The sequence below is a fragment of the Pseudomonas sp. NFACC46-3 genome (assembly GCF_900114515.1).
GTDB classification, from domain to species: Bacteria; Pseudomonadota; Gammaproteobacteria; order Pseudomonadales; family Pseudomonadaceae; genus Aquipseudomonas; species Aquipseudomonas fluorescens_Q.
The window spans coordinates 99,672-116,459 of the sequence record NZ_FOTH01000001.1; the positions used below are offsets into that span (position 1 = coordinate 99,672).

Consider the following 16,788-nt stretch of genomic DNA (forward strand, 5'->3'; position numbering starts at 1 on the left):
CTTGCTCCCGCTGGGCCGCGAAGCGGCCCCAAAACCTGCCAAATGCGGAGCATCAGACACACCGCACCCGCCGGTTTACGACTGCTTCGCAGCCGAGCGGGAGCAAGCTCCCTCGCCACAGGTCCATCATTTTTCTTCAATGAACAGCATTGCGGTGTCGTTGAGGCAACCGGGGCTTGGGATCGGCTATGAATCACGCCGGCTTTTGCAGCGTGTCATACGCTTCAAGCGACCGCAGCGAGTAGATGTAGGCCGCGCCCGCATTCAACGAAATCGCAGTTGCCAGGGCCGCTGCGACCTCCTCGCGACTCGCGCCGGCCTTGATCGCCGCGTCCGTGTGGGCGGCGATGCAGCCGTCGCAGCGAGTGGTGACGGCGATGGCGATCGAGATCAGTTCGCGAGTCTTGGCATCGAGTACATTGTTTTCGCTGGCGGCTTCCCCTAGCGCCATATAGGCCTTGACCATTTTCGGGTTGCTGCGGCCCAGCGCGCCAAAGGCTTTCTGAATGGTGGGCAACAATTCGGACCAGTTATTGAACATGGCATTAACTCCTGAGTGGGTTGGGTGTACTGTTTTGACGCCCTCAGTTTTTCACCCTGGCGCCACTCGGGTTTGCTCAATGCGCTCAGGTTTTTTGGCGAAACGCTCAAATGAATGCGATCGATAAACTCATCAGCCTGGCCAACGTGCGCGGCAGCCTGGACCTGCGCTGTCAGTTCCAGGGCGACTGGGCCCTGGATCACGGGCAGCAAGCCCTGGGCACAGCCCCCTATCACATCGTGCTGGCCGGTGAATGCCGCGTCGAGTTTGCCGATGGGCAGCGCTTGCCCATGCGCGCCGGCGACATCCTGCTGTTGCCGCGCGGTGCCCCTCACGTCATGCACAGCCCTGGCAAAACGGTAACGCCGACCTCACCCCGGGTCATGACCGGGGGCACCTTGCCGATTCATCGCATTGGCGGCGCCAGCGCGGAGCTGGACATGCTTTGTGGGGGCTTTCACTTCAACCGGGCTTCGTTGCTGTTCGGTGTCTTGCCCGAATACCTGGTGATTCCCAGCGGCGCATTACCAGCCAATGGGCCGTTGCCGGCGCTGGTGGAGGTCATGCGCGCAGAAGCGGATGGGGATAAGGTCGGCGCGCGCTTCTTGCTCGATGCCCTGTCACAGGCACTGTTCACCCTGATTCTGCGTGCGCATCTGGCCAGCCAGGGACAGGACAGCGGCTCGCTGGCCCTGCTCGGCGATAAACGTCTGGGCCGGTCCTGGCAGGCCATGTTGGCAGACCCTGCGCACGCATGGACCATCCAAGGCCTGGCGGACATCGCGAGCATGTCCCGGGCCAATTTCATGCGCGCATTCGTCAAGGTGGCCGGCGTCTCGCCGTGGGTGCTGTTGACGCAAGTACGCATGGAGTTGGCCTTCAGCCTGCTCAGCCATTCACACTTGGGACTAAGCGATATCGCCGTACAGGTCGGCTACCAATCCCAGGCCGCGTTCAGCAAGAAATTCAAGGAAGTCTTCGGCGAGGCGCCAGGACGCGTGCGCCGCGGGATCCTGAGCCCAAGCGCGAGCTGATACTCAAGAAACATCCGCTCGCAGGGCCGGGTGCTCGCGCAGGCGCTCGACGATGTAGTCCACGAAGCTGCGCACGCGCATCGGCGCCTTGCTTCTTTCGCGGTAGACCACATGAACCGGTATCGATGGCGGCTCATAAGGTTGCAAGACCCGGCGCAAGCGTCCGCTGTTCAGATAGTCGTGCAGTGGATAGTTCAAGCAGCGCATCAACCCAGCCCCATGAGCCGCCGCATCGATGGCCGTCTGTAGCGTGGCGCAGCTGAGCCGCGTGCGTGCCTTGAGGCCGCTGGCCGGCTGATGAAAAGGCCACTGGACCCAATCCTGGTTGGCCTGCGTGGCGATCAGTCGATGATTGTGCAGATCCTGCGGCACAACCGGTTCACCATGAAGCGCCAGGTAGCCAGGACTGGCGCAGACGAGTGAACGAACGCTGCCGACCGGTCGTGCGATCAATGAGCAGTTGGGCAAATGCCCCACCAGCACCGCCACATCCAGCCCTTCCTCATGCATGTTCGGAAAACGATCGTGGTAGTGGGCGAATATCCTGATCTCGGGGTACTGATCCATGTAGCCGGCCAGCACCGGGGCCATGACATAGCGGCTGAACAGCAAGGGCAACAGGATCGTCAGGTTGCCTTGGGCCTGGACATGCCAGCCCTTGGCCGATGCCTCGGCCTCGTCAATCGCCCTGAGGATCCGTGAACAGTCGGCCATGAAGCCGATCCCGGCCTCAGTCAGCACGACCCCGCGCGTGCTGCGCAACAGTAACTGCACACCCAGTCGCGCCTCCAACCGAGCGATGGCACGCATCACGGTCGGTCCGGAAACGTTGAGGCGCTGGGCTGCCGAAGCGAGACTGGGGCACTGCGACAGTGCATGGAACATCAGCATTTCATGGTGGCGAGCCATCAGGCGAGGCCTTTTACGACAGGCTTGAGCGTGACGTCGTCCCCCAACCGATCAGCGAGAAAGTCGACGAACGTGCGCACCTTGGCCGGCACTCGATTGCTCTTCTGATACACCACGTGAATCGGCAACGCTGGCGGCTCGAACGCCTTGAGCACCACCTCAAGTTCCCCATCGGCGACCTGCCGGGCTACTTGATAGGACAAGACCCGGGTGACGCCCCAACCCTGGCAGGCAATATTGATCGCCGCCTGATTCGCGGTCACCACCAGGCGTGGATCAAAGCGCAAGCTCAGTGAACTGGCCTCGTCCATGAACTGCCAGTGGCTCAGCAAATGACTGGCCGAAGACATCACGATGTTGGCCTTGCTCAACTCACCAGGATGCGTTGGCCGTCCGTGTCGCTGGAAATAGGCCGGGGCGCCACAAATCACCTGGCGCACTTCACCAACCTTGATGGCGTGCTGATTGTTTTCCTGCAAATGACCGATGCGGATCGCCACGTCGATGCCTTCGTCGGCGATGTTCACCACGCGGTCGACCAACAAGGCGTTGAGGTGTACCGAGGGAAATTGATCCAGGTAATCCGTCAGCAAAGGCGCGATGTACAGCTCGCCAAACAGCACCGGAGCGGTGACCGTCAGATACCCGCAGGGGATCGAATAACTGCCGGCAGCAGCCTCCTCGGCTTCATCGAGCTCACTCAGGATCCGTCGGCAATCTTCCAGGTAGCGTTGCCCCGCTTCGGTCAAGTACACCTTGCGGGTGGTGCGCGACAACAGCTGGGTGCCGATCCGCTCCTCCATCGCCGCAATGGCGCGCGTCACGCTTGGCGGGGAGATACGCAGTCGGCGGGCAGCAGCGGCGAACCCTTCCTCCTCGGCCACCGCCATGAAAACCTGCATTTCCTGAAAGCGATCCATGGGTGGTCCAGTCTTGAGGGCACGTGGCTTGAATGGACTTGCCGGAAGATGCCCCCCGACAAGCACCCGCGGTTTGAATCAGGCTTGCTGCAAGCCCTTGGCGGTACGTTGCATGCCGACGAAATTCGGCAAGGCTTCGATGCTGCCCAGCCAGGCCCGGACATTCGGGTAGTCGGTCAGCGCGACGTTGCCTTCCGGCGCATGGGACACGTAAGTGTACGCGGCCACATCAGCGATGGTTGGTTGCTCACCGGCCAGGAACCGGCTTTGGCCCAACTCCGTCTCCATCACCTTCAACAGGGCATGGGAGCGCTTGATGGCGTCTTCGGCGTCATAGCCGGCGCCGAACACGGTGATCAACCGGGCGTTGGCCGGCCCCTGGTTGATCTGGCCCGCCGCCACCGACAGCCAGCGCTGCACCCGCGCCTGGGCAAGCGAATCACTGGGCAGCCATTGCCCCTTGCCATACTTGGTCGCAAGGTAGACCAGGATCGCGTTCGAGTCGGCCAGGACGGTGCCGTTATCGTCAATCACCGGCACCTGGCCAAAGCTGTTGATGGCGAGAAACTCCGGAGTCTTGTGCTCACCTTTCATCAAGTCCACGAATATCAACTCGGTTGGCAAGCCAAGCAGCGAGAGCATCAGCTCGACACGATGGGCGTGCCCCGACAGCGGGTGGCGATAAAGTTTGATCGCTTTCTCAGACATGACGTACTCCATGTTGTTTTGGGCTCGAAGCGGTGATCGCGTCGATGGCGCTATCCTCTGCTCCTGTCCCGGACAGCGGAATAACCAGCTTCTACAATCCAGCATTTCATCCAGTGAAACAGTCGGGCGGTCAGCCTAGTGGCCTGTACGGTTAATTCGCGTACACGAATCAGCCACACAGGCCACTAGACCTCCAGCACCAACGGCTCGCTCCCCTGGGCCGGTACGGCGCAACAGATCAGCACTTCACCTTCGCCGACCGGTTCGGCCGGCTGGCTCAGGTAATGCACCTGGCCGCGGCTCAAGCGGGTTTTGCAGGTGCCGCAGGAACCGCCGCGGCAACTGAATTCCGGGTTAAGGCCGCGCGCTTCGGCCAGCTCCAGCAGCGTCCCACTGCCCGGCTCCCAACGTGCCTCCTTGCCGGAACTGGCGAACAAGACCTTCACCGCTTCATTGGCGGCCGGCACTTGCTCTGGCGCCGGCATGCTCACTTCGAGATCTCGCACGAGCGTCGAGGGCCCGAAGGTTTCCGCGTGGATGCGATCGTCAGGGATGCGCAGTTTGCGCAGCCCGTCGTACAACGCCTGGGTAAAGCTGCCCGGCCCGCACAAATAGAAGTCGTAGTCGTTGAGCGGCAGTAGCTTCTTGAGCAGTTCCACATCGATCCTGCCGGCCAGGTCATAGCCCTCAGCGCTCCCTCCATCAGTGGGTGGCTGGCTGACCAGGCGCAGAACCTGTAGCTTGTCGCCGGCACGGGCGGCCAGTTCGTCGATCTCGTCACGGAAAGCCAGATCGGCCACCGAACGAGCGCTTTGCACCAGCCAGACCGGGCGCATGCGGCTGATGCGTAGGCCCTGGTACACCACCTCGCGCAACATCGACAACAGCGGCGTGATGCCTACCCCCGCTGCCAGCAAGACCAACGGACGCCGCTCGGTGGCCTGGACGGTGAAATGGCCCTGAGGCGCCCGCGCCTCAATCTCGTGCAGCGCCTGCACCTGATCATGCAGGTGGGACGACACCGAGCCATCGCGCTTGACGCTGATACGCAGGAAATCATCCGACGGCGCACTGGATACGCTGTAGGTCCGGATCGATGGAGCGCTCTGTCCCTCCAACAAGATCCTCACCGGCAAATGTTGCCCGGCTTCAAACCGGGGCAAACCCAAGCCATCGCTCGCCTGCAAGTAGAACGAGCGAATGTTGTGGCTTTCATCCACCACCCGCGCAACACGCAACGCCCGCCAGCGGCTACGCAGCGCCTCGGCCTGCAAGCGCTCGGCGGCCTGCTCCCAACTGCCTGTCATCATTGAATTGGGCGAGTCGCCTTCGTCCTGGTCCTTCCAGCGCAGCGCAATGGCTGCTGGGCGATACACGATGCGTTGCGGGATAAAGCGCAGCAGCCGCTCGGCGCCCTGGAACGCGCTGGTCTCGGGGTCGTCCAGCAGGACTTGCGCCGAGCCGCTCATTTGCAGCAGATCGCCCGTCCGAAAATCGACGAACACCAGCCCTGCCCGTGGATTGAGCAGGATGTTGCCCAGCGTGTTGAAAAACAGGTTGCCGGAAAAGTCCGGGATGGTCAGCGATCCATCTTCATCCATGCGCACAAACCCTGGCTTGCCACCACGGTGGGAAGCATCGACCTGCCGCTCGCCATCGCGTACCACGTAGGTGGCGATATAGAACGAATCGGCCGCCGTCACCAGGCGCCGCACCAGCGGGTCGGACACGGTCAGTTGACGCGGCGCAACGGCCTGCGCATCGACGAAGTGGTACTGGCGCAAGTTGATGTAGCGAGGGCAGTTGCCATACGCCTGGCTCACTGAAATCTCGAGCCCCGGGTCGAGCTGGCGACGTACGACACCGTTCATGCGGTTGCGTCTGCGGGTGTGCAACTCGATCCCCAGCATCCCGATGGCATCGCCCTCGCCCAAGCCCTCCTGGGCCGGGTCGTTCGGCTCAGGTTCGAGTTGGATGTGCAGGGTCTGCGGATCGGGTGAGCTCATGAAGCCCGGTTGTCCCGAGCGCAGGGTCGCCCAGACGTCGCCTTGCCGATCCACCGCCCCCAGCACCACGAAAGGCAGTTGGGCGTAGAACTCCCGATGCTGGTCCGGCATCCAGGTACGCGCCAGTTGCCGTTGACCGACACTGGCCATCATGTCGACTGCCCCGACGGAGCGCTGCAAGGCCAGCTCTCCTTCGTGCCAGGGCGAGGTTTTTGCTTGCAAGGCTACGTCCATCAGCTACTCCTCGCGCTCGCAGCATGAACGCCTGCGCCAGTGCGCTACGGTTGGGGATTCTCCGCCTTCGTTTGCACGGCTGTGCAAGTGGCTGGAGTCATCTTCTGCCCAAAGCGACGGCGCAGGAATACGCACAAACTGCAATCCACCGTTTCATAAAATGGAATGGTGGAAGAACGAGCAATGGCCCGGACGGCGATCACGTCCTGATGCTGGAAAAGTTCTTGGTCAGCTCGAGCAAGGTCGCCCGCAACTCTGGCGGTCGCACGGGCTTGGCCAGGATCGAAATGTTCATGTGGTGCAGCGCATGGCGGATTCTCTCGATTTCATGGCCGGTCATGATCATGGCGGGGACTTCCCAGCCCCGTTGTTCGCGAATCGCGGCGATGCATTCGGAACCAGAGACCTTCGTGCCCAGGTCGAAGTCGGCAATGATGATGTCGCAGTCACTGGTCACGCCCACTCCGTCGCTGTGGGTTTCCACTTCGCACCCCCACCTCTCCAATAGCGCGGATGTCGCCATCAGCACGTTGGCGTCATCCTCTACCAGGCACACCCGCAAGCCTTGCAAACGGCTGTGCGTGGACACCGGCCTGTCCACCATCGCCCTTGGCGCGACCGTTTCCAGCCCCTGGATCATGGCGCGAGTGCCCCTGCCGAGCCGGGAGTCCAGTTGAATGTCCAGATTGATCAGGTGGCTGATTCGCTTGACGATGGACAACCCCAGGCCCAGCCCCTCGACGTCCTTGTCACGAACGTGACGCACCCGATAGAACTCCTTGAACACCTCGGGCAGGTGTTCGGCGGCAATGCCCCGGCCCTTGTCATAGATGACGATGGCCAGGCCACTGCCTTTCGGACGCACGCCGATCAACACCGGTTGGCCGGAGGCATATTTGAGTGTGTTGGAGACCAGGTTCTGCACCATGGTCGCCAACAGGCCGGCGTTGACATTGACCCAATGCCGGCAAGGCCGCAGGCGCAACTCGACGCCGGCCCAGCGGGCCGCTTCGGTGTTCTGCTTGACCACATCTTGAAGCAGTGTGCCCAGGTGTACGGGTTCGGCCTGCGGTTCAAGCTGCCCGTTATCGAGGGTGTAGATATCGAGGATCGAGCGAAACAGTTGCGAGACGATGTGCAACGAACGGTCGATGTTGTCCACCAGTCGCAACTCTTCCTGGCCCAACCGGGCATCGCGCAGGCAGGCGGTGAACAAGCCGATCGAGTGAATCGGTTGGCGCAAGTCATGGCTGGCCTGGGCCAGGAAGCGGGACTTCTCCTGGTTCGCGGCAATCGCCTCTTCCGAAGCGATGCGGGTTCGGGTCAGCAGGATATGCGCGTAGGCGGGCACCACGATGGTGGTGACGATCAGCGTCAGGAACAGATAGGGTTGACCACGCCAGAACGGCGTGAGCAGGAAAATCACCACCAGGGTCGACAACGCGATAACGGTTGCCAGCGCCAGGTAGCGCGAGCCGAAGCGCATGCCATTGCCCAACGTGACCCAGAGCAATGCAGCGTACACCGGTAGCGTACCCTCCCCACCCACGATCAAGGCAAAGGCAAGACTGGCATAATCCAGTGTCATGGCAAAAAGACGACGCAGGAAGAAGTGCCCGGGCCAGCGCTTGACCGCCATGCGCAGAGGGATAGCGGTGCCGAAGAAAAAGGTCATGTACCACAGGATCGGTACATAGGTTTCGAAGTCGCTGGCCAGAAAGGCCACCACAATGATGTAGAGCGCTGCACAGGCCCCGACCGTCAATCTCAAGGTAGCCTGATCAAGCTCGCTATTCTTTTCCGTCATGGTCACTGGATTATTCCAACATGAAAGGTTGTTTCAAACTTGAAACCCAAGGGGGCAGTTTAGGTTACGATTCGTGAACTGGAAGATCAGAAGGATCTGAAGCATGACGTGCAGAGTAATTGTGGCAGATGACCACCCTTTGTTTCGCGAGGGTATGCTGAGAACCATTGAACGACTCATACCGACAGCATCCATAGAACAGGCTGGAAATCTGGACGAAGTATTGGCGCTGGCACGCTCCGGAGCGGAAGTGGACTCCCTGATACTCGACTTGCGCTTTCCCGGGATCAAATCGTTGCAAGTCATCGGCCAGTTGCGCGGTGAGTTCAAACGCACCTCGATCATTGTGGTTTCAATGGTGGATGATGTCGATGTTATTTCCCAGGTGATAGCGCTGGGTGCCGACGGATTCATCGGCAAGAATATCGACCCCGCCGCAATTGCCGACGCCATCATGGCAATACGCGAAGGCGAAGTGGTGGTGAAGTATCAAGCCGAAAACGCGATCCTGGACGATGCACTTTCCCAACTGACCGCGCGCCAACGGCAAGTGCTTGGCTTGATCGCCGCCGGCAAGACCAACAAGGAGATAGCCCGGGACCTGGGTATCTCCCCGTTCACGGTGCGCATCCATGTCTCAAGCCTGCTCAAATCCCTGGGTGTGCCTACGCGCGCGGCGGCTGCGGCGCAGTTTTCCAACTTCCCAAGCAATGGTGGATGGCCGGGAAAACAAGACAATTGAATGTATAACGGCGGCGAATATTAATTGAGCATCACCCTCCGTGCCGGCCCATCTCCGGGGCCATAGCACACTTGTACTATAGCTTCGCCCAGTACGCTCCCCCTAAGCTGTGGACGCTCCATAAAAAGGCTGTTCGAACAGCCAAATATAAAGAAAGCCAACATGCCATGCGCCGTGCAGTATCACTGTACCTATTGAAACGTCATGACATGCGAAGCCTATGGATTTAATAAATCGATAGGCGGCGCAATGCTGGGTCAACTTCACCGTTGCACGGTTGAAATGGAATGGTCCTGACATCAACTCAAGGTAAGTCATCATGTCCTTCAAATATGGAAAAACACTTAGAAATGGAATGACGCTGTGCATGCTGGCGGGCGTATTGAACGGTTGTGCAAACACCGGCGACTTGGGTAACTTGATGGGCGCCTTGAATCAGGGTGCCCAAAAATACGACGTCTCTTACCTCAAGCAAACGATCATTCCGGGCAAGACGACAAAAGGACAGATCACTCAAATGTTCGGCGCGCCGACGAATGAAGAGCTCAATTCGACCAGTACCAGCAACGAGTCGAACTGGACCTATGAAAAGAGTGATGAGGGCCTGGATAAGTACATGAAGCTGGCCCACAAGTACGTGTCGCCCGAGACGCGCCTGAAGATGTACGACACCTCGGCACAACTGTCCAAGGCACAAACCGTGGCCAACGACCTCAGCAGCGTGACCGGCACGAAAGCGGGCCAAAGCCAGACCCAGGGTTCGGTATTGACCATCTATTTCGTCGATGACGTCGTGAAGTACTACAGGGTCTACTGACGCAATGGCATTGCCTTTGGGGACAGCATCAAGCCTGTCCCCAACCCTCACCTCATTTCTTCCAAGTACCTGCGCTCAAGACGCAAGCCTTGCAGATAACGAACGACTTCGTTCACGTGCTCTCCCGACGCCCTGCGTGGTAGTCCCCTCCTGAAGTATCCCGGCCCGGGCAACTATTCTGAGTCGCATTGATGGGCCAGCCGCTACGCTATCTCAAGGCACCAGAAGCCCATGAGGTTCGAAAACCGGTGGAAAAGAACAGTGAACTCGACCAGGCCACATTACGCCTGACCGTCAGCGCCTGCGCGCTGCTGTATATCGTCATCCTGGCCGGCCTCTATCCAGAAGACGCCGCGAGCTACGTACCCATCATTATCTACATCTGTACCTTCATCGTCGTCTCGGTGTTCCTGCGCATGATCATCAAGCGCTGGCCCGGACACTTCTTCTGGCGGCGCCTTTTCACAATGCTGCATGACTATGCCGGCATCGCATTTGCCATGATCGTCGGTGGAGAGGGCACGCTCCCGGTGTACGCTGCATTACTCTGGGTCACGCTGGGCAATGGCATGCGCTTCGGCTCGCGCTACCTGGCGTTGGCGACCGTTATCGCATTGTCGAGCCTGGTATTGGTTTTCTGGCTGACCCCGTTCTGGCATACGCAGCCCTACATGTTCCTGATGCTGATCGTCACCACCATTGTGGTGCCCGCCTACGCGCACATTTTGCTCAAGCGCACACGCATTGCCTCCGAAGAAGCCATTTTGGCCAATCAGGAGAAATCGCGATTCCTGGCCCAGGCCAGTCATGACCTGCGCCAGCCAATCCACTCCATCGGCCTGTTCACGGCCTGCCTGCGCGATGCCCGGTTGGGCCAGGAAGAGTTGCGACTGGTGGACAACATCGACCGTTCACTGCACACCGTGTCGCAGCTATTCCGCTCGATCCTCGATATCTACACCCTCGATCACGGCCAACTGATGCCGAAAGCCGACACCGTACACCTGGGCCAATTGCTGCAGGACGTCGTCAAGCAGAACACCGAAGCGGCCCGCTGGGCCGGCGTCGAGCTGCGTCTGCGCGATTGTCCTTACTGGGTCAGCGTCAATCCCGGCTTGCTGACTACGATGGTCCAGAACCTGCTGTCCAACGCGCTCAAATATGCACCCGGCCAACCCGTGCTGATCGGCGTGCGGCGCCAGGGCAAGCGCCTGGCCGTGGTGATCTACGACAAGGGGCGCGGCATCGCCGCCGAACATTTGCCCGAAGTGTTCAAGGAGTTCTACCGCGTGCGCCATATGCGCGACAAGGATGTCGAGGGCCTTGGCCTCGGCCTGTCCATCGTCAAGCGCATCAGCCAGATGCTCGACGTCGATATACACATCCGCTCCAAGGTCGGACAAGGCACCCGGGTGGCGATCAGCGGCCTGGAGCCGGCAGCACCACGTGTCATGGCGCCCAAGGTAGTGCCCGTCCAGAATCGCCTGGACGGGTTACGGGTGTGCTTGGTTGAAGACGACGCCAACGTACTGATGGCGACCTCTGCGCTGCTGGAAAAATGGGGCTGCGAGGTCGAGGCCCACAGCGACGGCGAAGGGTTGACCAGCGATTGCGACATCGTCATCGCCGACTTCGACCTGGGCACAAAAGTCTCGGGCGCCGAATGCATTGCCGCGCTACGCGAGCAGCGCGGCTGGCAAATTCCGGCGCTGGTCATCACCGGGCATGAGATCGAGCGGATACGCCAATCGCTGCAAAGCCTGAGTATCTCGGTGCTGGCCAAGCCCGTGCGACCGCCGGAACTGCGAGCGGTATTGCTTGAATTGGTCAAGCGCATGAATCGCAAGGGCGAGGCCTCAGCTCACCTCAACCCACCCAGCCGATAGCCGTCTTGGGTATCACCTCGGACTCGTCGAGCTTGGACGCAAACATGCTCACGGCCTCAAGTGCGTCCGTGGTCCCGTTCCTGATTTGCACGATGACCGAACCGGCCTGATCTGCCAGGGTTACGCCGCGCAATGCGCCTTCATGGGTCACGTTCATGCTGGCGACGGCATCGCGGGTTTCGGAGAGGATCATGCCGATCATTTCGGCAATTTCAGAGGTGGAGCGACTGGTGCGCCCGGCCAGTTGCCGGACCTCGTCGGCCACGACCGCGAACCCCCTCCCCTGGTCCCCGGCCCGTGCCGCCTCGATGGCCGCGTTGAGGGCCAGCAGGTTGGTCTGGTCGGCAATGCCGCGAATGGTGTTGACGATGGCAGTGATCTCTTCCGAACGCGCGCCCAACTGCCCAACCAGACGCGCGGAAGAGCCAATGTTATCGGCAATCTCGCGCATCTCCTTGGCAGTCTGGTGGATCACCTGGGCACCCTGTTCGGCCACTCGCTCGGTCTCGGCGGAGATATGGTACGCACGGGAAGCGCCACGCGAATCCTCTTCGAATTTCTCCACCCGCTCGCTGATGTCACTGGCGAACTTCACGATCTTGCACAACTTGCCTTCGGCGTCATAGACCGGGTTGTAGCTGGCTTCCAGCCAGACGACTTTGCCGTTTTTGCCGAGGCGCTTGAATTGGCCGCTGAAAAACTCGCCGGCGTTGAGACGGCGCCAGAAATCACTGTACTCCGAACTGCCAACCAGGCTCGGTTCGCAGAACATCCGGTGATGCTTGCCCTTGAGCTCTGCCAACGTGTAATTCATGACATTCATGAAGTTGTCGTTGGCGGTCAGGATGTGGCCGCCCAGGTCGAACTCGATCACGGCCATGGCCCGGTCGAGTGCCGCCAGCCGGCCACGTGTTTCTGCCTCGCTGGCAACCTTGGCGGTGACATCGAGTGCGTACTTGACCACCTTCACGACGCGGCCCTGCTCGTCCACTATCGGGTTATAGCTGGCTTCCAGCCACACGTTCTGCCCTTGCGCACTACGGCGCTGAAACGTGCCGGAAACAAACTGACCGGCGCGCAACTGGTTCCAGAATTCACGGTACTCGGCGCTGCCCACCAGCGCCGGGGTGCAAAAATCCCGATGGGACAGGCCGGCCAATTGATCAGCACGGTAGCCCATCGTGCCAAGAAAATTTTCGTTCGCCCGAAGGACCTTGCCGTCGGGGCTGAACTCGATAACAGCCATCGACCGCTCCAGGGAGCCTACCAATCCTTTGTATGTTGCCAATTCGGCCGTCCTAGCCGTCAGTTCGTTTTTTAGTGTTGTATTAAACATGACGTACCCTCGGTGAACCCTGAAAGTAACCGGACCTTCTATTCATATCGGCTCGCTGACTGAAGGCTGAACGGTACGCGGTAATCATGTTTCGGCGCCAAAACCCAACGAATCCATCAGCCAGGTTCTAAAGGCCTGCACTTTGGGGGTTTCGGCTGTTTCATGCGGGCTCACGAAATAAAAGCCAAGGTCAGATTTCAATCGCAGATCAAAGGGTGCAACCAATCGCCCGGCCTTCAGGTCATCCTCGACATAGGTCGAACGCCCAATGCAGACCCCCAGACCGTCAACCGCAGCCTGAACGGCCATCATGGCAAGGTCGAATGTCAGCCGGCTGCCTTCGGCCAGTTTTTTCGGCTGGCCAGCGGCGCTCAACCAGGCACTCCAGTCGTCGCGGGTCACCCCACTGACCTGCAACAAGGTGTGCCGGGCCAGATCGCGTGGATTCTCCAGGACTTTCGGACCTTGCAGCAGCCTGGGGCTGCACACCGGAAAGATCTCATCGGCCATCAGCCAGTCCGCCCGCAACCCCTTCCAGTCCCCGGAACCGTAACGAATGGCCGCATCGACGCCGCCCTCACGGAAATTCACTCGTTCGGTAGATGCCGTAACGCGCACGTCAATGTTGGGAAACGCCTGCTGGAATGACGCCAGTCGCGGCAACAACCATTTGGAAGCAAATGAAACCAGGGTACTGATCGTCAAGACGCTGTTGCTGCGGCTCTGCAGCAACGTCTGCGTGCAATAGCGCAACTCATGGAACGCCGCGCGAACGCCTGGGAAATAGGCATGTCCTTCGTCTGTCAGGGCCAGGCCATCCTTGAGCCGCAAGAACAGGCGCACGCCCAGCTCCTCTTCGAGCCGGCGAATTTGATGGCTGATGGCTGTCTGCGTGACGTTCAGCTCTTGCGCAGCCTTGGTAAAGCTCATATGCCGAGCGGCTGACTCGAATGCTTTAAGGCCATTGAGGGAAGGGATTCTGATGGCCATTGGGTTTGGCTTGCTCATGAGATTTTGTCATACGCTAGCACTGAAGATGTCGTTTGAAAATGTTCCGGCCCTCGCGGATTCTGACAGCACGCCCCCCGTCCTTGAGGAAACCATGAAACTGTACTTCGCCCCCATGACCTGCTCATTGTCCCCGCACATCGTGCTGCGGGAATTGGGCCTGCCATTTGAATTGATTCGGGTCGACAACAAAACCAAGCGAACTGCCGATGGGCTCGATTTCCTGAGCATCAACCCCAAGGGCTACGTGGCAGCCTTGGTGCTGGATAACGGTGATGTCCTGACCGAGGGGCCCGCCATCGTCCAGTACCTGGCCGACCTGGTCCCCGCAAACACGCTGGCGCCGGCCAATGGCACTTGGGAGCGGGTTCGCTTGCAGGAATGGTTGAACTTCATTACCTCCGAGCTTCACAGCGGATGTGCGCCGCTGTTCAACGCTGATATTGCAGAGTCGACCAAGGCCATCTTCAGGGCAAAACTTTTCAAGCGCCTGGATTACCTCAGCCAGGCCCTTGAGCGACAGGACTACCTGATGGGCACCTTTGGCCTGGCCGACAGCTATTTGTTTACCGTCCTGAACTGGCTGCCGTTGTTCAATATCCAGATCAGGGATTGGCCGGCACTGGCGGCGTTCATGGCGCGAATCGCAACACGCCCCAGCGTCCGGGCAGCCATGGCCGCGGAAGCGGCGTAGTCATTGGCGGCACATTCAAGCTCGATGCAACCTGACCTGCCGCTATCGCGAGCAAGCTCCCACAGTTGTCCGAGGTGATTGTGAGATTTGAGATACACCTCGGCCCTCCTGCGGGAGCTTGCTCGCGATGACGGCGGCAAGCCCAACCTCAGCCAATCAGATTCGCATACACCGGCCGGTCGATATTCCCACCGGAGAGAATCACCGCCACCCTTTTCCCCCGCATCGTTTCACGCTCCTGCATCAGCGCTGCCAAGGCGGCCGCGCCGGCACCTTCGGCGAGGTTGTGGGTGTCGGTGTAATACGCCCGCATGGCCCCGGCAATTTCAGCATCGCTGACCGCTACGATTCTCGCCGCCCCGGCCCCATAGATGGCAAAGGCCTCGGGAACGGGCCTGCGCACGGCCAGGCCGTCGGCAAAGGTATTTGCCGACGCGGTCTCGCATAGCCTGCCCGCTTCAAACGACAACTTCGCCGCGAGGGCCTCGGTGGACACCACGCCCACCACCTGGGTCTTCAGGCCCAAGGCATCGCGGGCGGCGATGACCGCGCAGATCCCCGAGCCGCAGCCTATCGGCACATAGACGGTGTCCAGGTCCGGCACCGCGTTGAACAGCTCAAGCCCATAGGTCGCCACGCCCTTGACCAACTCGGGATGGAACGGCGGCACCAGGTAGAGGCCATGCGATTGGGCCAGGCGCACGGCCTCCTCACGGGCCTCATCGAAATCGCGGCCATACTCGATCACCTCGCCGCCAAAACCGCGCATGGCGTTGTTCTTCTCCACCGAGTTACCTTGCGGCACGACGATCAACGCTTTCAAACCCAATGCGCTGGCCGCCAGCGCCAGGCTCTGGCCGTGGTTGCCGCGAGTCGCCGTGACGATGCCTTTTGCCTCTGGGTGCTCGCGCTTGAGCCAGCGCACGAAGGTCAGGCCGCCGCGTACCTTGAAGGCCCCCGTCGGGGTGTGATTCTCGTGCTTGACCCACACCGTGCAACCCAGCCGTTCAGCCAACAAGGGCCAGGCGTACTGGGCGGTGGCGGGCATGACTTCGTATAAGTGGCGGGCAGCTTGTTCGATATCGTCGCGAGTCAGTGTGTGCATGATGGGCCTCCGGGTTTTTGCCCAGTCTAATCAGGGCTCCATCGGCGGGCTTTCAGAAAACTGACCTGACTTTCTGCTCCTCTCTTCACTACTATGCTGTTCATGAACCCTCGAAACCGCCAACAGCCGCCCCAGTCCGAACCGGTCCGTCGTATCGAAGCAGGGCCGTGGGCGATCGAATTGCTGCCCGGCTGCGCCTACGCCACCCGCTATGTCGCCACCCAGTCGGCGATCGGCTTTGCCTTCGACAGCCAGCGTGGCCTGCACGCCATCGGCAGCGACCGCGTGCAGCCCTTCGAGGCGATCCCCAACGGCCTGGCATTTGTCCCCGCCGAATGCGACGTGTTCTCCGAATCTCCCAGGGGCGGAGAATACCTGCGGGTCGTGCGCACCGACGGTATGGCGTTGCCGGGGGAACATGCGTTCAACAACCGTATGGACCCGCAGGCCATCACCCTCGCCCTGAGAATGCGCAGCGCACTGCTGCGTGCCTGCGCAGAGGATGACTGGGAGGCCTGGACGCTCGGATTGGCTGAACGGCTGAAGGACCCCAAGACGTTTTCGGCCCCCGTACAAGGGTCCATCACCGGCGGGCGAATGCGCCTGCTCGATGAGTTCATCGATGCCGGTCTCGACGGTCCGCTGGGGGGCAAGGAAATGGCCGGGCTGCTTGGCTTGTCCGAAGGGTATTTCATGCGGGCATTCAAGAATGCCACCGGCAAAAGCCCGCACAGCTACCTGATCGACCGGCGCCTGGCCAAGGCACGGGCGCTGATGCGCGACTCAACCGCCCGACTGACCGATATCGCCCACACTTGCGGTTTCAACTCCCAGGCGCACATGACCACGCTGTTCAAGCAACGCCTTGGCGTCAGCCCAGCGCAGTTGCGCGGCTATTCGAGGCCCTGAACGGGCCGGGCAAGCCGCTAATTCGGGTCACCTGAAACACGAGTGGCGCCCCAAATCAAATCGCCATCAGATGGCCTTGCAAAAACACCCGGGCCGTCTAGATTCAAATCTGTCTCCAACCACATCGTCAAC

15 protein-coding genes and 1 pseudogene are annotated in these 16,788 nt (G+C 60.4%); 6 read left to right on the plus strand and 10 right to left on the minus strand.

The genetic code is table 11. The features are described from left to right. Positions 1-193: 193 nt before the first annotated feature. Positions 194-541 carry a carboxymuconolactone decarboxylase family protein gene (locus BM300_RS00485; protein WP_092165140.1) on the minus strand — a complete coding sequence of 116 codons (348 nt, stop codon included), beginning with the start codon at positions 539-541 and terminating at the stop codon, positions 194-196. A 110-nt stretch (positions 542-651) separates the two neighbouring features. On the opposite strand from BM300_RS00485, the gene BM300_RS00490 reads away from it, so the two are divergent. Continuing rightward, positions 652-1,575, plus strand: a complete 924-nt coding sequence (locus BM300_RS00490; RefSeq protein ID WP_092461613.1) for an AraC family transcriptional regulator — start codon at positions 652-654, stop codon at positions 1,573-1,575. Between the two features lie 3 nt (positions 1,576-1,578). Here BM300_RS00490 and BM300_RS00495 read toward each other — a convergent pair whose 3' ends face one another. The 5 genes from BM300_RS00495 to BM300_RS00515 all read right to left on the minus strand — a co-directional run bounded on the left by BM300_RS00495 (position 1,579) and on the right by BM300_RS00515 (position 8,159). Further along, the gene (locus BM300_RS00495) at positions 1,579-2,484 is read right to left on the minus strand and encodes a LysR family transcriptional regulator (protein WP_092344831.1); all 906 of its coding nucleotides are present in this window, start codon (positions 2,482-2,484) and stop codon (positions 1,579-1,581) included. Further along, positions 2,484-3,404 carry a LysR family transcriptional regulator gene (locus BM300_RS00500; RefSeq protein WP_063321589.1) on the minus strand — a complete coding sequence of 307 codons (921 nt, stop codon included), beginning with the start codon at positions 3,402-3,404 and terminating at the stop codon, positions 2,484-2,486. The genes BM300_RS00495 and BM300_RS00500 overlap by 1 nt, the downstream gene beginning before the upstream one ends. 78 nt (positions 3,405-3,482) lie before the next feature. Beyond that, on the minus strand, positions 3,483-4,112 hold the full coding sequence (locus BM300_RS00505; protein WP_063321590.1) for a glutathione S-transferase family protein: 630 nt from the start codon (positions 4,110-4,112) through the stop codon (positions 3,483-3,485). 185 nt (positions 4,113-4,297) lie between these two features. Further along, complete coding sequence (locus BM300_RS00510) at positions 4,298-6,352, minus strand: 2Fe-2S iron-sulfur cluster-binding protein (RefSeq protein ID WP_092461615.1); 2,055 nt, start codon at positions 6,350-6,352, stop codon at positions 4,298-4,300. A 199-nt stretch (positions 6,353-6,551) separates the two neighbouring features. Then, the gene (locus BM300_RS00515; RefSeq protein ID WP_092142714.1) at positions 6,552-8,159 is read right to left on the minus strand and encodes an ATP-binding response regulator; all 1,608 of its coding nucleotides are present in this window, start codon (positions 8,157-8,159) and stop codon (positions 6,552-6,554) included. A gap of 103 nt (positions 8,160-8,262) precedes the next feature. Between BM300_RS00515 and BM300_RS00520 the strand changes: the two genes are divergently transcribed. The 3 genes from BM300_RS00520 (at position 8,263) to BM300_RS00530 (ending at position 11,604) form a co-directional block, all read left to right on the plus strand. Then, the gene (locus BM300_RS00520) at positions 8,263-8,901 is read left to right on the plus strand and encodes a response regulator (RefSeq protein WP_092461617.1); all 639 of its coding nucleotides are present in this window, start codon (positions 8,263-8,265) and stop codon (positions 8,899-8,901) included. A gap of 319 nt (positions 8,902-9,220) precedes the next feature. Then, positions 9,221-9,718 carry a hypothetical protein gene (locus BM300_RS00525; RefSeq protein WP_092141838.1) on the plus strand — a complete coding sequence of 166 codons (498 nt, stop codon included), beginning with the start codon at positions 9,221-9,223 and terminating at the stop codon, positions 9,716-9,718. Positions 9,719-9,909: 191 nt separating this feature from the next. Beyond that, a complete protein-coding gene (locus BM300_RS00530; protein WP_218190036.1) occupies positions 9,910-11,604 on the plus strand; it encodes an ATP-binding response regulator in 1,695 nt (564 codons plus the stop codon). Here the strand turns inward: BM300_RS00530 and BM300_RS31550 are convergent. The 3 genes and pseudogenes from BM300_RS31550 to BM300_RS00540 all read right to left on the minus strand — a co-directional run bounded on the left by BM300_RS31550 (position 11,585) and on the right by BM300_RS00540 (position 13,930). After that, on the minus strand, positions 11,585-12,199 hold the full coding sequence (locus BM300_RS31550) for a methyl-accepting chemotaxis protein (protein WP_371914646.1): 615 nt from the start codon (positions 12,197-12,199) through the stop codon (positions 11,585-11,587). The genes BM300_RS00530 and BM300_RS31550 overlap by 20 nt on opposite strands. After that, a pseudogene (locus BM300_RS31555) lies at positions 12,173-12,940 on the minus strand (PAS domain-containing protein); the annotation flags it as partial. The pseudogene BM300_RS31555 and the gene BM300_RS31550, both read right to left, overlap by 27 nt. An 84-nt stretch (positions 12,941-13,024) precedes the next feature. Beyond that, a complete protein-coding gene (locus BM300_RS00540; protein WP_092461619.1) occupies positions 13,025-13,930 on the minus strand; it encodes a transcriptional regulator GcvA in 906 nt (301 codons plus the stop codon). 112 nt (positions 13,931-14,042) lie between these two features. On the opposite strand from BM300_RS00540, the gene gstA reads away from it, so the two are divergent. Next, complete coding sequence (gene gstA, locus BM300_RS00545; protein WP_092461621.1) at positions 14,043-14,642, plus strand: glutathione transferase GstA; 600 nt, start codon at positions 14,043-14,045, stop codon at positions 14,640-14,642. Between the two features lie 148 nt (positions 14,643-14,790). Here the strand turns inward: gstA and BM300_RS00550 are convergent, their stop codons facing one another. After that, positions 14,791-15,747, minus strand: coding sequence for a threonine dehydratase (locus tag BM300_RS00550; RefSeq protein WP_092141850.1), 957 nt, complete (start codon positions 15,745-15,747; stop codon positions 14,791-14,793). A 93-nt stretch (positions 15,748-15,840) separates the two neighbouring features. On the opposite strand from BM300_RS00550, the gene BM300_RS00555 reads away from it, so the two are divergent. Further along, complete coding sequence (locus tag BM300_RS00555; RefSeq protein WP_092461623.1) at positions 15,841-16,656, plus strand: helix-turn-helix transcriptional regulator; 816 nt, start codon at positions 15,841-15,843, stop codon at positions 16,654-16,656. Positions 16,657-16,788 lie beyond the last annotated feature (132 nt).

Excerpts from the sequence above, each read along its gene's own strand:
- BM300_RS00485 (WP_092165140.1), bottom strand. The coding sequence starts at position 541 with ATGTTCAATAACTGGTCCGAATTGTTGCCCACCATTCAGAAAGCCTTT.
- BM300_RS00490 (WP_092461613.1), top strand. The coding sequence starts at position 652 with ATGAATGCGATCGATAAACTCATCAGCCTGGCCAACGTGCGCGGCAGC.
- BM300_RS00495 (WP_092344831.1), bottom strand. The coding sequence starts at position 2,484 with ATGGCTCGCCACCATGAAATGCTGATGTTCCATGCACTGTCGCAGTGC.
- BM300_RS00500 (WP_063321589.1), bottom strand. The coding sequence starts at position 3,404 with ATGGATCGCTTTCAGGAAATGCAGGTTTTCATGGCGGTGGCCGAGGAG.
- BM300_RS00505 (WP_063321590.1), bottom strand. The coding sequence starts at position 4,112 with ATGTCTGAGAAAGCGATCAAACTTTATCGCCACCCGCTGTCGGGGCAC.
- BM300_RS00510 (WP_092461615.1), bottom strand. The coding sequence starts at position 6,352 with ATGGACGTAGCCTTGCAAGCAAAAACCTCGCCCTGGCACGAAGGAGAG.
- BM300_RS00515 (WP_092142714.1), bottom strand. The coding sequence starts at position 8,159 with ATGACGGAAAAGAATAGCGAGCTTGATCAGGCTACCTTGAGATTGACG.
- BM300_RS00520 (WP_092461617.1), top strand. The coding sequence starts at position 8,263 with ATGACGTGCAGAGTAATTGTGGCAGATGACCACCCTTTGTTTCGCGAG.
- BM300_RS00525 (WP_092141838.1), top strand. The coding sequence starts at position 9,221 with ATGTCCTTCAAATATGGAAAAACACTTAGAAATGGAATGACGCTGTGC.
- BM300_RS00530 (WP_218190036.1), top strand. The coding sequence starts at position 9,910 with ATGGGCCAGCCGCTACGCTATCTCAAGGCACCAGAAGCCCATGAGGTT.
- BM300_RS00540 (WP_092461619.1), bottom strand. The coding sequence starts at position 13,930 with ATGGCCATCAGAATCCCTTCCCTCAATGGCCTTAAAGCATTCGAGTCA.
- gstA (WP_092461621.1), top strand. The coding sequence starts at position 14,043 with ATGAAACTGTACTTCGCCCCCATGACCTGCTCATTGTCCCCGCACATC.
- BM300_RS00550 (WP_092141850.1), bottom strand. The coding sequence starts at position 15,747 with ATGCACACACTGACTCGCGACGATATCGAACAAGCTGCCCGCCACTTA.
- BM300_RS00555 (WP_092461623.1), top strand. The coding sequence starts at position 15,841 with ATGCTGTTCATGAACCCTCGAAACCGCCAACAGCCGCCCCAGTCCGAA.